The sequence below is a fragment of the Pannonibacter phragmitetus DSM 14782 genome (genome assembly GCF_000382365.1).
Taxonomy (GTDB): Bacteria; Pseudomonadota; Alphaproteobacteria; order Rhizobiales; family Stappiaceae; genus Pannonibacter; species Pannonibacter phragmitetus.
The window spans coordinates 38,670-52,414 of record NZ_KB908220.1; the positions used below are offsets into that span (position 1 = coordinate 38,670).

The 13,745-nt window shown below is 61.5% G+C and carries 14 protein-coding genes and 2 tRNA genes; 1 reads left to right on the plus strand and 15 read right to left on the minus strand.

The window, feature by feature from the left end:
• Positions 1 to 86 precede the first annotated feature (86 nt).
• The 15 genes from H163_RS0111170 to H163_RS0111245 all read right to left on the minus strand — a co-directional run bounded on the left by H163_RS0111170 (position 87) and on the right by H163_RS0111245 (position 11,662).
• Entirely contained in the window at positions 87 to 701 is a 615-nt protein-coding gene (locus H163_RS0111170; RefSeq protein ID WP_019964669.1) for an NADH-quinone oxidoreductase subunit J, read from the minus strand.
• 129 nt (positions 702 to 830) lie between these two features.
• Entirely contained in the window at positions 831 to 1,319 is a 489-nt protein-coding gene (gene nuoI, locus H163_RS0111175; RefSeq protein WP_019964670.1) for an NADH-quinone oxidoreductase subunit NuoI, read from the minus strand.
• 28 nt (positions 1,320 to 1,347) lie between these two features.
• Complete coding sequence (locus H163_RS0111180) at positions 1,348 to 1,578, minus strand: hypothetical protein (protein WP_019964671.1); 231 nt, start codon at positions 1,576 to 1,578, stop codon at positions 1,348 to 1,350.
• Between the two features lie 4 nt (positions 1,579 to 1,582).
• Positions 1,583 to 2,632, minus strand: coding sequence for an NADH-quinone oxidoreductase subunit NuoH (gene nuoH, locus H163_RS0111185; protein ID WP_019964672.1), 1,050 nt, complete (start codon positions 2,630 to 2,632; stop codon positions 1,583 to 1,585).
• A 16-nt stretch (positions 2,633 to 2,648) separates the two neighbouring features.
• The gene (nuoG, locus tag H163_RS0111190) at positions 2,649 to 4,718 is read right to left on the minus strand and encodes an NADH-quinone oxidoreductase subunit NuoG (protein ID WP_019964673.1); all 2,070 of its coding nucleotides are present in this window, start codon (positions 4,716 to 4,718) and stop codon (positions 2,649 to 2,651) included.
• Positions 4,718 to 5,053, minus strand: coding sequence for a pentapeptide repeat-containing protein (locus H163_RS0111195; RefSeq protein WP_019964674.1), 336 nt, complete (start codon positions 5,051 to 5,053; stop codon positions 4,718 to 4,720). Before H163_RS0111195 ends, nuoG begins: the two co-directional genes overlap by 1 nt.
• Before the next feature lie 4 nt (positions 5,054 to 5,057).
• Complete coding sequence (nuoF, locus tag H163_RS0111200) at positions 5,058 to 6,359, minus strand: NADH-quinone oxidoreductase subunit NuoF (protein ID WP_019964675.1); 1,302 nt, start codon at positions 6,357 to 6,359, stop codon at positions 5,058 to 5,060.
• A 10-nt stretch (positions 6,360 to 6,369) separates the two neighbouring features.
• Positions 6,370 to 7,176 (minus strand): NADH-quinone oxidoreductase subunit NuoE, encoded by an 807-nt coding sequence (nuoE, locus tag H163_RS0111205; RefSeq protein ID WP_019964676.1) that lies wholly within the window; start codon positions 7,174 to 7,176, stop codon positions 6,370 to 6,372.
• Between the two features lie 60 nt (positions 7,177 to 7,236).
• A complete protein-coding gene (locus H163_RS0111210) occupies positions 7,237 to 8,190 on the minus strand; it encodes an FkbM family methyltransferase (RefSeq protein ID WP_019964677.1) in 954 nt (317 codons plus the stop codon).
• 3 nt (positions 8,191 to 8,193) lie between these two features.
• The gene (locus H163_RS0111215) at positions 8,194 to 9,378 is read right to left on the minus strand and encodes an NADH-quinone oxidoreductase subunit D (protein WP_019964678.1); all 1,185 of its coding nucleotides are present in this window, start codon (positions 9,376 to 9,378) and stop codon (positions 8,194 to 8,196) included.
• Between the two features lie 11 nt (positions 9,379 to 9,389).
• Positions 9,390 to 9,995, minus strand: a complete 606-nt coding sequence (locus H163_RS0111220) for an NADH-quinone oxidoreductase subunit C (protein WP_019964679.1) — start codon at positions 9,993 to 9,995, stop codon at positions 9,390 to 9,392.
• Between the two features lie 99 nt (positions 9,996 to 10,094).
• A complete protein-coding gene (locus H163_RS0111225; RefSeq protein WP_019964680.1) occupies positions 10,095 to 10,676 on the minus strand; it encodes a NuoB/complex I 20 kDa subunit family protein in 582 nt (193 codons plus the stop codon).
• A complete protein-coding gene (locus H163_RS0111230) occupies positions 10,667 to 11,032 on the minus strand; it encodes an NADH-quinone oxidoreductase subunit A (RefSeq protein ID WP_026355734.1) in 366 nt (121 codons plus the stop codon). Before H163_RS0111230 ends, H163_RS0111225 begins: the two co-directional genes overlap by 10 nt.
• A 438-nt stretch (positions 11,033 to 11,470) precedes the next feature.
• Positions 11,471 to 11,547 (minus strand) — tRNA-Asp (locus H163_RS0111240).
• 38 nt (positions 11,548 to 11,585) lie between these two features.
• Positions 11,586 to 11,662, minus strand: a tRNA-Asp gene (locus H163_RS0111245).
• A 326-nt stretch (positions 11,663 to 11,988) separates the two neighbouring features.
• Here H163_RS0111245 and H163_RS23985 point away from each other — a divergent pair.
• Positions 11,989 to 13,671, plus strand: a complete 1,683-nt coding sequence (locus H163_RS23985; protein ID WP_081626011.1) for a methyl-accepting chemotaxis protein — start codon at positions 11,989 to 11,991, stop codon at positions 13,669 to 13,671.
• Positions 13,672 to 13,745: the final 74 nt, after the last annotated feature.

A 13,745-nucleotide genomic window follows, 5' to 3' on the forward strand; every position in this document is an offset into this window, starting at 1 on the left:
GCCTCGCAGTGCTCCCTCGTTTACCCCGATCCGGGCAGAAGAGCATCAGATGCCCCTGCCCGGGTTTAAAACCGCGGTTTCCCGCGTCAAATGCCCTTGCCCGGCTCGACCTTGCGGATCTCGATAGCCGTTTCCTTGTTGCGCGCAACCTGAGCCGGAACGCTCTGGCGCTTGATGCCTTCGCGGTGGCGCAGCGTCAGGACGATGGCCCCGATCATCGCCACCAGCAGCACAAGCCCGGCAACCTGGAAGAAGAAGATGTACTTGGTGTAAAGCACCTGGCCGATGGCCTCGATGTTCGAGACCTGCTCCAGCGGCGGGATCGGCTGTGAGCCATGGCCCAGCAGGTCAGGCGCAATCACCCAGGCGCCAACACCCATCAACAGCTCGACCAGCAGGATCAGCCCGACCAGCACGCCGACCGGCATGTACTGCAGGAAGCCCTGCCGCAGCTCGACGAAGTCGACGTCCAGCATCATCACCACGAAGAGGAAGAGCACCGCCACCGCGCCGACATAGACGACGATCAGCAGCATGGCGAGATACTCGGCCCCCAGAAGGATGAACAGACCAGCCGAATTGACGAAGGCCAGAATGAGGAACAGCACCGAGTGCACCGGATTGCGCGACGAGATGACCATGAAGGCAGATGCCACGGTCACTCCGGCAAACAGATAGAAGAAGAGGGCTTTCAGGATCATGTCAGGACCTGCCTGTCTCGGGCTCTTGCCTTTGGCTCATTCTTGCGTCCCCCGCCGGCCGGCCGGTTCCGCGCATCCCCTACCCGTCTCATGCGGCGGCCAGGGGTCTTGTTTCTTGTGCCTGCCGCCTCAGCGGTAGGGCGCATCCATTGCGATGTTGCGGGCGATTTCCCGCTCCCACCGGTCGCCGTTCGCGAGCAGCTTTTCCTTGGAGTAGTAAAGCTCTTCGCGCGTCTCGGTGGCGAACTCGAAGTTCGGGCCCTCGACGATGGCATCCACCGGGCAGGCTTCCTGGCAGAAGCCGCAATAGATGCACTTGACCATGTCAATGTCATAACGGGTGGTGCGGCGGGTGCCATCGTTGCGGCGCGGGCCGGCTTCGATGGTGATTGCCTGCGCCGGGCAGATGGCTTCGCACAGCTTGCAGGCGATGCAGCGCTCTTCCCCGTTGGGATAGCGCCGCAGGGCATGCTCGCCGCGGAAACGCGGGCTCACCGGCCCCTTCTCGAAGGGGTAGTTCACAGTCGGCTTCGGCTTGAAGAAATAGCGCATGGCGAGAAAGAACGCCGATACGAACTCCTTCAAGAACAGCGACTTTATGGCCTGATCAAGTCCCATCGCCAGAGCCTCTTTGCCTTCCTGCCGCTCAGCCTACAAGCTGAAACGCGGCCAGATACCCGATCACCGGAAACAGGGTGACCGGAAGGATGAAAACCAGTTTGCGCAGGACTGGCTCGAACCGTACGGCCCATCCGCCGCCCTTGCGCTTGTTCTTTTCGACCATCGCCGACAGCAGCCCGTTCAGGATGCCGTAGTCGAGCCAGCCGATGTACAACCCGATGGCTGCGCCAATCAACCCGGCGACGGAAATATCCATGGCCTTACGGGGCCCAGCCCATCACCTGCAGAACGCCGGCGACAACCACGACCATGATCAGCGACAGCGGCAGGAAGATCTTCCAGCCCAGACGCATCAGCTGGTCGTAGCGGTAACGCGGGACCATTGCCTTCACCATGGCGAACATGAAGAAGACAAGCAGCGCCTTCAGCAGGAACCAGACGAAGCCCGGCACCCAGGTGAAAGGAGCTGCATCCACCGGCGGCAGCCAGCCGCCCATGAACAGAATGGTCATCATCGCGCACATCAGCGCAATCGACACATACTCGCCGAGCATGAACATCATGTACGGGGTGGAGCCATATTCCACCATGAAGCCGGCCACGAGTTCCGACTCTGCTTCCGCCAGATCGAAGGGCGGGCGGTTCGTCTCGGCCAGGGCCGAAATGAAGAACACCACGAACATCGGCAGCAGCGGCAGCCAGTACCAGTTCAGGATCGACAGCCAGGGCAGGCCCACCGCCGTCGCCAGACCCGTCTTCTGGGAATTGACGATCTCGGTCAGGTTCAGCGATCCGGCGCAGAGCAGGACGGTGACGATGACGAGGCCGATGGAGACTTCATAGGACACCATCTGCGCGGCAGAGCGCAGGGCCGACAGGAAGGGATACTTCGAGTTGGACGCCCAGCCGCCGATGATGATGCCGTACACGCCGAGCGAGGAGATGGCGAAGATATAGAGAATGCCCACATTGATGTCGGCAATCACCCAGCCATCGGCCACCGGCACCACGGCCCAGGCGCTGAGCGCCAGAAGCACGGTGAGGAGCGGTGCCAGCAGGAACAGGCCCTTGTTGGAGCCCGACGGAATGACCGGCTCCTTCAGCACGAACTTCAGAAGGTCGGCAAAGGACTGGAAAAGCCCCCAGGGGCCAACCACGTTCGGGCCACGGCGGATCTGCACGGCAGCCCAGATCTTGCGGTCGGCATAGAGGATGTAGGCGATGATCACGAGGAGCACCACCATCAGCAGCACGCTCTGGAACGCCATCCAGAGGAACGGCCAGCCGTAGGTCGTCATAAACTCCGACATCGTTGTCCCCTGCCCCTTATTCCGCAGCCGCCGCCAGGCGCGACTTGGCCAGCGCGGAACATTCCGCCATGACCTTCGACGCGCGGGCGATCGGGTTCGTCAGATAGAAGTCGCTGATCACGTTGGTGAAGGCGACGGAGTTGGTCTTGCCGCCAAGGCCGGCCAGAGCCTCCACGTCAGCCGGGTTGCCGGCTGCGATGGTGTCGATGGCCGCCATATGCGGGAATTCCTCGAAGAGCTTGGCGCGCAGCTGCGCCAGGCTGTCGAACGGCAGAGCCTTGCCGAGAACAGCCGACAGGGCACGCAGGATGGCCCAGTCTTCACGCGCTTCACCCGGGGGGAAGCCGGCACGGTCGCCCAGCTGGACGCGGCCTTCAAGGTTCACGTAAAGGCCGGACTTCTCGGTATAGGCAGCGCCCGGCAGGATGACGTCGGCACGGTGCGCGCCCTTGTCACCATGGGTGCCCTGATAGACCACGAAAGCCCCGGCCGGGATCTCGATCTCGTCAACACCCAGCAGGAACAGCACGTCGAGGCTGTTCTCGGCCAGGATCTGGCCGGTTGACAGACCGCCCTCGCCCGGCACGAAGCCGATGTCGAGCGCGCCAACCTGAGCTGCTTCCGTGTGCAGGACGCTGAAGCCGTTCCAGTCTTCACGGACCGCGCCGCGCGACTGGGCCAGCTTGGCCGCCAGCGACAGAACCGCAGCCCCGTCCGGACGGTTGATCGCGCCCTGACCGGCGATGATGAGCGGCTTCTTCGCACCGGCGAGGAAGGAGGCATCGTCGATGAGCGAAGCCAGCGTGTCGGGGCCCGCACCCTTGTAGGTGGCCGGATAGGTGAGATCGGCGTTCTGGCCGATCACGGAAATCTCGACATTGCCCTTGACCCAGCGCTTGCGCAGACGGGCGTTGAGCACCGGAGCTTCGAGGCGCGGGTTGGTGCCAATCAGAACGATGGCATCGGCCTCGTCGATCCCGGCAACCGTGGCGTTGAACAGATAGCTGGCGCGGCCATGCTTGGGATGCAGCGGCGAGCCGGGGAAGCGGCTGTCGATGTTCTTCACACCGAGGCTGTCCATCAGGCTCTTCAGCGCAAACAGCTCTTCCACGCTGGACAGCTGGCCGGCGAGCGCACCAATCTTGTCAGCGGTGGCGGCCTTCACCTTGTCCGCGATGATCTGGAAGGCTTCGCTCCAGCTCACCGGAACCAGCTTGCCGTCCTTGCGGGCGTAGGGCCGGTCGAGGCGCTGGGTCTTCAGGCCGTCCCAGATGTAGCGGGACTTGTCCGAGATCCACTCCTCGTTCACCTCGTCGTTGAGGCGCGGCATGATGCGCATCACTTCGCGGCCACGGGTGTCGACGCGGATGGCAGAGCCGAGCGCGTCCATGACGTCGACGCTTTCCGTCTTCACCAGTTCCCAGGGACGGGCATTGAACTCATAGGGCTTGTGCGTCAGCGCACCCACCGGGCACAGGTCGGCCACGTTGCCCTGCATTTCGGAGGACAGCGCGGCTTCCAGATAGGTGGTGATCTCCGCATCCTCGCCGCGGCCGATCAGGCCCATGTCGGCAACGCCGCAGACTTCCGTGGTGAAACGGACGCAGCGCGTGCAGTGGATGCAGCGGGTCATGATGGTCTTGACCAGCGGGCCGAGGTGCTTGTTCTCGACAGCGCGCTTGTTTTCGGCAAAGCGCGAGCTGTCCACACCATAGGCCATGGCCTGGTCCTGAAGATCGCACTCACCGCCCTGGTCACAGATCGGGCAGTCCAGCGGGTGGTTGATGAGCAGGAACTCCATCACCCCCTCGCGGGCCTTCTTGACCATCGGGCTCTTGGTCAGCACCACCGGCGGCTCGCCGTTCGGGCCGGGCCGCAGGTCACGCACACCCATGGCGCAGGAGGCGGTCGGCTTCGGGGGCCCGCCCTTCACTTCCACAAGGCACATGCGGCAGTTGCCGGCAATCGAAAGCCGGTCGTGGTAGCAGAAACGCGGCACTTCCGCGCCTGCTTCCTCGCAGGCCTGCAGCAGCGTGTAATCCGCCGGGACGTCAACTTCCTTGCCGTCGATGATCAGCTTTGTCATCACTTCGCCTCTTGTGCTGCGGTGTAGGCAGCCAGCAGTTCTGTGACCTCGATGCCGTTGATGGTCATCCCATCAAGCCGGCAATCGTTGATAGAGGCCCCCGCCAGATTGGCGTTGGTCATACGAAACCCGGCCATATTCACGTCGTCATACCGTCCGCCGGACAGGTTTGCGTCGCTGTATGTACAGCCAGACAGATTGATGTTGCGGTAAGATCCACCAGACAGGTTCACGTTCACGAACGTGCTCCCGGAGAGATTGACGTCATCAAAGGACGATCCGGAAAGATCGCTGCCTTTGACATCCATGCAATGCTTTTCGTGGTGGATCTTCATCGCATCACTCCGCTGCCGCCAGGGCCTTGGGAGCCTTGGTCTTGGCCACGTAGTCGTCAATGCGGGCCTCGATCACAGGCCGGAAGTTCTTGATCAGGCCCTGGATCGGCCATGCAGCCGCATCGCCAAGGGCGCAGATCGTGTGACCTTCCACCTGCTTGGTGACGTTGAACAGCATGTCGATTTCCTCACGCGAGGACTGGCCCTTGACCATGCGCTCCATGACGCGCCACATCCAGCCGGTGCCTTCACGGCACGGCGTGCACTGGCCGCAGCTCTCGTGCTTGTAGAAGTAGCTCAGGCGCGCAATCGCCTTGATGATGTCGGTGGACTTGTCCATGACGATCACCGCCGCCGTGCCGAGGCCGGAGCCGAGGCCGCGCAGGGTGTCGAAGTCCATGGCCGTGTCCTTGATCTGCTCGCCGGTGAGACAGGGAACGGACGAGCCGCCCGGGATCACCGCCAGCAGATTGTCCCAGCCGCCGCGAATGCCGCCGCAGTGCTTCTCGATGAGTTCGCTGAACGGAATGCCCAACTCCTCCTCGACCGTGCAGGGACGGTTGACGTGGCCGGAGACGCAGAACAGCTTCGTGCCTGCATTGTTCGGCTTGCCGAGACCGGAGAACCAGGAAGCGCCCCGGCGCAGGATCGTCGGCGAAACAGCGATCGATTCCACGTTGTTCACGGTGGTCGGGCAGCCATAAAGGCCGACGTTCGCCGGGAACGGCGGCTTCAGGCGCGGCTGGCCCTTCTTGCCTTCAAGGCTTTCGAGCAGCGCGGTCTCTTCACCGCAAATATAGGCACCTGCACCGTGATGGACGTAGATGTCGAAGTCGTAGCCGTTCTTGTTGTTCTTGCCGATCAGCCCGGCATCATAGGCCTGATCGATGGCAGCCTGCAGGCGCTCGCGCTCACGGATGAACTCGCCGCGCACATAGATGTAGGCGGCGATCGCACCCATGGCGAAGCCGGCGATGAGGCAGCCTTCGACCAGCGTGTGCGGGTCGTGGCGCAGGATCTCCCGGTCCTTGCAGGTGCCCGGCTCGGACTCGTCCGCATTGACCACCAGATAGGACGGGCGGCCGTCGCTGGCCTTGGGCATGAAGGACCACTTGAGACCGGTCGGGAAGCCGGCGCCACCGCGCCCGCGCAGACCCGAACTCTTCATCTCCTCGATGATCCAGTCGCGGCCCTTCTCGATCAGCCCTTTGGTGTTGTCCCAATGGCCACGCTTGCGGGCGCCTTCAAGGCCCCAGTCGTGCAAGCCGTAGATATTGGTGAAGATCCGATCCTGATCCTTCAGCATCTTGTCTCTCTCACCCCTCGTTCTTGGCTGCGGCCTCAGCTGCCTTGCGGGCAGCCACTTCGGCCTTCACACGTGCAACTGATACTTCAGCCGAATCCGGTACACCATTGAAATCCTTGCCACCGCCGTTGATCGACGGACCAGCAAAGGCATGCGAAGCCTTTTCCGAACCATCCACCACATGGGCAGCAGGCAGAACGCCCTGGGTATCATCGGCAATTTCGGTCAGCGAGGTCGGGCCGCCTTCCGGAGCGCCGAAACGGCGATTGATCTGCGGCCCGGGGGTCACTTCACGGCCTGCGGAAATGTCGTCAATGAGCTTTTCAAGGCTCTCCGGCGTCAGGTCCTCGTAGGTGTCCTTGAAAATCTGCACCATGGGCGCGTTGACGCAGGCACCAAGGCACTCGACCTCTTCCCAGGAGAAATTGCCGTCAGCCGACAGATCATGCGCATGCGCCGCGATCTTCGACTTGCACACCCGGATCAGGTCTTCTGCACCGCGCAGCTGGCAGGGCGTGGTGCCGCACACCTGGATATGCGCCTTCTTGCCCACCGGCTGCAGCTGGAACATGGTGTAGAACGTCGCCACTTCCAGCACGCGGATGTGCGGCATGCCCAGCATTTCCGCGATGTAGCGGATCGCCGGCTCGCTCACCCAGCCTTCGTTCTGTTCCTGTGCGCGCCACAAAAGCGGGATCACGGCCGAAGCCTGACGGCCAGCCGGGTAACGGTCGATCACCTTCTTCGCCCAAGCGAGATTTTCCGCTGTGAAAGCAAAGCTTTCAGGTTGTTCAGCGGCAAGTCTGCGAACCGCCATGGTCCTTTTCCCCGTTCCGTGCCCTGTGGGCCGCTGCCCCTCCGGTCCTGCCCGGCGCCCCTACCCTCTTGCGAGGGATTCGAGACGGTCGAGCCAGAAGCGGCTGCGTGTGGCGAAGAAGTCGTAACCTCTGCGCCGGTTGGTCTTGATACGGTCCAGCTCACCGAGCGGGCCGAGTTCAAAAAAGTCGCGTCCGGCATGGCCGAACAACCGCATTCCGCAGTCCTCGCGCAAGTAGCGCGAAACGGCATGGCTGCGGTCGCTGCCATGCTCCTCGTAGATTACAAGCACATCGCGCATCAGAAGCGCCACGCCACCGCGCAGCGCCTCGATCTCGACGCCCTCCACATCCAGCTTCAGGACCAGCGGCCCTTCCTGCGGAATGTGTCCATCGTCCACGAGGCGGTCGAGCGTAACCGAAAGAACCTCGCCCTTCGGCTCCACACCGGCCTGAGGCACAACGGACCGTGCCTCATGCTTGGCCCCGTAGAAACGGAGCACATCGTCATCCCGTCCGGCCACTGCCCGGTTGAGGCAGGCGACCTTGCCGCCGTTCACCGCCACATTCGCCTCAAGCAGGGCGAAACTGGCGGGATCCAGCTCGATTGCGGCCGCCTTGTGCCGGCCAAACCGCTCACTGGCCACTTTCAGTGACCAGTACCCGTAATTGGCACCACAATCGATGAAGGTGTAATCACAATCCTTCACCGCCAGCAGCACCGCCTCTACCTCTTCCTCGTAGGTATCGCGAGGATCCAGCAGAAGCCCCCAATAGCCGTCGCCATAGGGAAAGCAGAACGTCATGTCCTGCGTGAACCTGACAGCCACCTTGCGGCGGCTTGGCAGCAGGCAGCGGATCAGCCGCGCCGCATGCGAGAACCCCAGATCGTCCAGCGGCCGCAGCGCCTTGGCTGCCATCCGCGTCAGCACCAGACCCGCGTGCTCCACCAGCGTCGCATCCGAGATGGCGCCGCTGGCCTTGTCCACGCGGATCGGGGCTCCGGTCAGGTCCATGCCCTAGCGGTCGACCTCCCCGAACACGATATCGAGCGAGCCGAGCACTGCGGAAATGTCGGCCAGCTGATGCCCGCGGCAGAGGAAGTCCATCGCCTGGAGATGGCTGTAACCCGGCGCCTTGATCTTGCAGCGGTACGGCTTGTTGGTGCCATCCGCCACGAGATAGACGCCGAACTCACCCTTCGGCGCTTCCACGGCAGCGTAAACTTCGCCAGCCGGCACGTGGTAGCCTTCCGTGTAGAGCTTGAAGTGGTGGATGAGCGCTTCCATCGACCGCTTCATCTCGCCCCGCTTCGGCGGCACGATCTTGCCATCGGTGGACGAGACCGGACCGGTCTCCTTGGTCAGGCGCTCAAGGCACTGCTTCATGATGCGGATCGACTGGCGCATCTCTTCCATGCGGATGAGATAACGGTCGTAGCAATCACCGTTCTTGCCGATCGGGATGTCGAAGTCGAGGTCGCCGTAGCACTCATAGGGCTGCGATTTGCGCAGATCCCAGGCAGCACCAGAACCGCGCACCATGACGCCCGAAAAGCCCCAGGCCCAGGCCTCTTCCAGCGTCACAACGCCAATATCGACGTTACGCTGCTTGAAGATTCGGTTGCCGGTGAGAAGCCCGTCGATATCGTCCAGCGTCTGCAGGAACGGATCGCAGAAGTCCCAGATGTCATCAAGCAGCTGGCGCGGCAGATCCTGATGGATGCCGCCCGGCCGGACGAAGGCAGCGTGCATGCGCGCGCCGCAGGCACGCTCATAGAACACCATCAGCTCTTCACGCGGCTCGAAACCCCAGAGCGGCGGCGTCAGCGCGCCAACGTCCATGGCCTGCGTCGTCACGTTGAGCAGATGCGACAGGATGCGGCCGATTTCCGAGTAGAGCACACGGATCAGCTGCCCGCGCATCGGCACGGTAATGCCGAGCATGCGTTCCACCGCCAGGGCAAAGGCATGCTCCTGGTTCATCGGCGCCACGTAGTCGAGGCGGTCGAAATAAGGAACTGCCTGCAGATAGGTCTTCTGCTCGATCAGCTTCTCGGTGCCGCGATGCAGCAGGCCGATATGCGGATCAACGCGCGTCACCACTTCGCCGTCCAGTTCCAGCACAAGGCGCAGCACGCCGTGCGCAGCCGGATGCTGCGGACCGAAGTTGATGTTGAAATTGCGAACCTGAGCCTCAGCCATGCCGCCCGCCCTTAATTCGTCGTTGCCTTCTCATCGCCGGGAAGCACGTATTCCGTGCCTTCCCAGGGCGAGAGAAAGTCGAAGTTGCGGAATTCCTGTGTCAGCCGGACCGGCTCATAGACAACGCGCTTCTTGTCGTCGTCATAGCGCACTTCCACGTAACCGGTTACGGGGAAGTCCTTGCGCAGCGGATGGCCGTCAAAGCCGTAGTCCGTCAGGATGCGGCGCAGATCCGGGTGGCCGGAGAAGAGAATGCCGTACATGTCGTAGGCTTCGCGCTCGAACCACTCGGCACCGGGGAAAACGGGCGTCAGCGACGGAACCGGCGTGTCCTCGTCGGTCGCCACCTTCACGCGGATGCGCTGGTTCTGCACCGGGGACAGGAAGTGGTAGACAACGTCGAAGCGCTTGTCGCGGAAGGGATAATCCACACCGCAAATGTCCGTCAGATTGACGAACTTGCAGCTCGCGTCATCGCGCAGGAAACGAACCACATCGATGATGTCCTGGGCCGGAACGGTCAGCGTCAGCTCGCCATAGGCAACCTGCCACGACAACAACCGGTCCTTCAGCGCCAGCCCGATATGCTCGCCGAGTTCCTTCAGCGTCTCGTCCATCGTTTTGTTCCCGACCCTTCCGGACCTGACGGCGCGGATCCCTCAACCCGCACCCTTGCATTCTACACGGTGCTGCCCGGGCCTTGCGCCCGGACGGCCTTAGCGTTCGATCGTGCCTGTGCGGCGGATTTTCTTCTGCAGCATCAGCACGCCGTACAGCAGCGCCTCTGCCGTCGGCGGGCAGCCCGGGACATAAATGTCAACCGGAACGATGCGGTCGCAACCGCGCACCACCGAATAGGAATAGTGATAATACCCGCCACCATTGGCGCAGGAGCCCATGGAGATGACGTAGCGCGGCTCCGGCATCTGGTCGTAGACCTTGCGAAGCGCGGGCGCCATCTTGTTGGTCAGCGTGCCGGCGACGATCATCACGTCGGACTGGCGCGGGCTGGCGCGCGGTGCAAAGCCAAACCGTTCCGCGTCATAACGCGGCATCGACATCTGCATCATTTCCACGGCGCAGCAGGCCAGACCGAAGGTCATCCACATCAGCGAGCCGGTACGGGCCCACTGGATCAGGCTCTCGGTCGAGGTGACCAGAAAGCCCTTGTCGGCCAGCTCGTCATTGACCTGCATGAAGAAGGCATCGGAAGCCCCGGCGGGCTTGCCGGTGGCCGGATCGATCACACCCTTCGGAGCGGGTGCGACCAGCGTGTCCGAAGACGTGGTCAGTCCCATTCCAGAGCCCCCTTCTTCCATTCATAGATAAAGCCGATGGTCAGCACACCGAGGAAGGTCATCATCGACCAGAAGCCGAGCCAGCCCAGATCCCCGAACACAACTGCCCAGGGGAAGAGGAACGCCACTTCCAGATCAAAAATGATGAACAGGATCGACACCAGATAGAAGCGCACATCAAACTTCATGCGCGCATCGTCAAAGGCGTTGAATCCGCACTCGTAGGCCGACAGTTTTTCAGGATCCGGCTTGGAATAGGCCAGCAAAAACGGCGACACCAGCAGCGCCAGGCCAATGACCAGCGCAATACCGATGAAGACGGCAATCGGGAGATAATCCCGCAACAGATCTTCCATGTCTTTCGCGTCCTTGCACTTGGCGGGCCGGATCGGGAGGAGATCCGGTGCTTCCGGCACGTGCCCCACTCATAGGAGTACGACTCGAGCCTGTCAAACGCCCCGATTTTACCAACATGCGAGCGCACGCTTAGCTCACGCGCATGACCAACGCAAGAGCCGAAAGCAGAGGGCGCAATGGCTTGCTCAGGCCAGCAAGCATAAACAGCTCCGGAAAGGCACGTCACCCCTGCGGCAGCGCCGCTGCCCGCATATCCTGTTGACGGGCACCTAGTGCGGAAACCCCACAGGAAAAGGCCGCCACAAGACCATGAACCGCGGCCAACCGCCGCAGCAGCCGCCAGCCCCTGCCCCGCCGGGCAAGCATTTCATGAACGTGGAAAGTTTTTAGCGGACATGAAAAAAGCCCCACGAGGGGGCTTCATCAAGTTTCGTAAGTGGCGCGAGTGACGGGGCTCGAACCCGCGACCTCCGGCGTGACAGGCCGGCACTCTAACCAACTGAGCTACACCCGCACACTTTACGAAACGGTGCCAAACCCTTCAGAAGGGAATGGCGCGAGTGACGGGGCTCGAACCCGCGACCTCCGGCGTGACAGGCCGGCACTCTAACCAACTGAGCTACACCCGCTTCGTTTCCCCCGCAGCAACCTTCCGGCGCCGCGAAGTGGTGCCGATGTACGGCGCGCCCGGACGGAAGTCAAGCACCCCTGAACCGGCGAATGACCTGTTTTTCAAAAAAGGCAGAAAACCGCGTCTTTTGACCCGGCGCCATTGTGGATAAAACCAAGACAGCGATGCACGCGACAATCTGCACAAACTTACGCAGAAAAATGCAACCAAAAGAAAACATTTTCACTTGCCGCTATAAGTCTAAACACTCCACGTGAATGGGATATTTGTTAACGACCTTGCGGCATCTTAGCAGCACGCTCTCTATTTTTACCGGAGTTCATAATGAAGATCCTGCCATCCTCGGTCTCGGGGAAGCTATATGGACTGGTCGCGTTCTTTGCGGCTTGTTTCATTCTTGTCATTTCGTACCAGCTTTGGAACTTGCGGACGAATTTGATGCAGTTCAAGAGCTCCGAAGTTCGCAGTCTTGTAGATGCTGCAATTGGTATTGCAGACACATACAACCAGCTCGCCAAAAAAGGTGAGATGTCCATAGAGGAAGCGCAGGCTGAAGCTAAAACAGCCATTCGCGGCATCAAGTTTGACGGCGACAATTATATCTTTGGCTACGATGAGAAAGGTATCCGCCTGATACATGCTCAGAAGCCGGATACGGAAGGCACGAACCGTTGGGAAACTAAAGACTCTCAAGGTAAATATCACATTCGCGAGTTTATCGACGTAGCCACGAGAAGCGGTGGCGGCTATGTTGATTATTACTACGAAGCACCCACAGGCGGTCACTTCCCCAAAACTAGCTATGTTGGATACTACAAAGATTGGGGCTGGGTTCTTGGATCCGGCATTCTTTTTGATAACGTCAATGCACTTTATTGGGACCAGGTCATCAAAAGTGTCAGTTTGACATTCATTCTTCTTGCCGCCGCACTCACGCTTAGCCTTTTCCTTGCAAAGTCAATAGCGAACCCGCTGAGGCGCCTGAGTGCGCAGATGCTTCGTATCGCAGACAATCAACTGGACGAACCGGTTGAAGGAACGGATCGATCTGACGAAGTCGGAAGCATGAGCCGCGCCGTTGAGGTCTTCCGCGAAAACGGTCTTACCCGCCAGAAGCTTGAGAGTCAGAGCGAAGCTGACCGTCTGCGCGAGCATCAGCGCCAGGAGGCGATTGCCCGCCTGATCGAGAGCTTCCAGATCGAATCGCAGCAGGCGCTTGGTGTCGTTGCCGAGAACACCGGCCGCCTGAACGAAGCCGCCATTGCCCTGAAACAGATCGCCACCCGCACCGAGGAGAGTTCCGGCAGCGCAGCGGCCGCCTCCGAACAGGCAACCGCCAACGTGCAGACCGTCGCCTCGGCGGCAGAGGAGCTCTCCGCCTCCATCGGCGAGATCAACCGCCAGGTCAGCCAGAGCAGCATTATCGTCGGCAAAGCCACCACCAGTGCCGCCCAGTCGAATCAGAAGGTCGCCAGCCTTGACGCTGCCGCACAGAAGATCGGCGAAGTCGTCAGCCTGATCCAGGCGATTGCCGAACAGACCAACCTGCTCGCGCTCAACGCAACGATCGAGGCCGCCCGCGCCGGTGAGGCCGGCAAGGGCTTTGCTGTCGTCGCCGCCGAAGTGAAGGAACTGGCCAACCAGACCTCCAAGGCAACGGAAGAAATCTCCTCGCAGATCTCTGCCATCCAGGCCTCGACCCGCGAGACCGTTGCCGTGATCGAAGAGATCACCGACATCATGGAAGAGGTGAATGGCTACACCGGCGCCATTGCCGGGGCCGTCGACGAGCAGGGCAAGGCAACGCGGGAAATCTCCGCCAACGTTCAGGAAGCTGCTCAGGGCACCCGTATGGCCACGGAAAACATGCACCACGTCGCCGACGGGGCAACCCGCACCGCCCAGACGGCTGAAGGCGTGCTGCAGAACTCCACCCAGACCGCCCGCAGCACGGAAGACCTGCGCAACCGCATCGAGACCTTCCTCAGGGCTGTGGCGGCTGCTTGACATCAGACCCGGCGGGCAGTCACCTGCCCTCCACAGACAGAAACCGGCGGATCGTTCCGCCGGTTTTTTGCTGG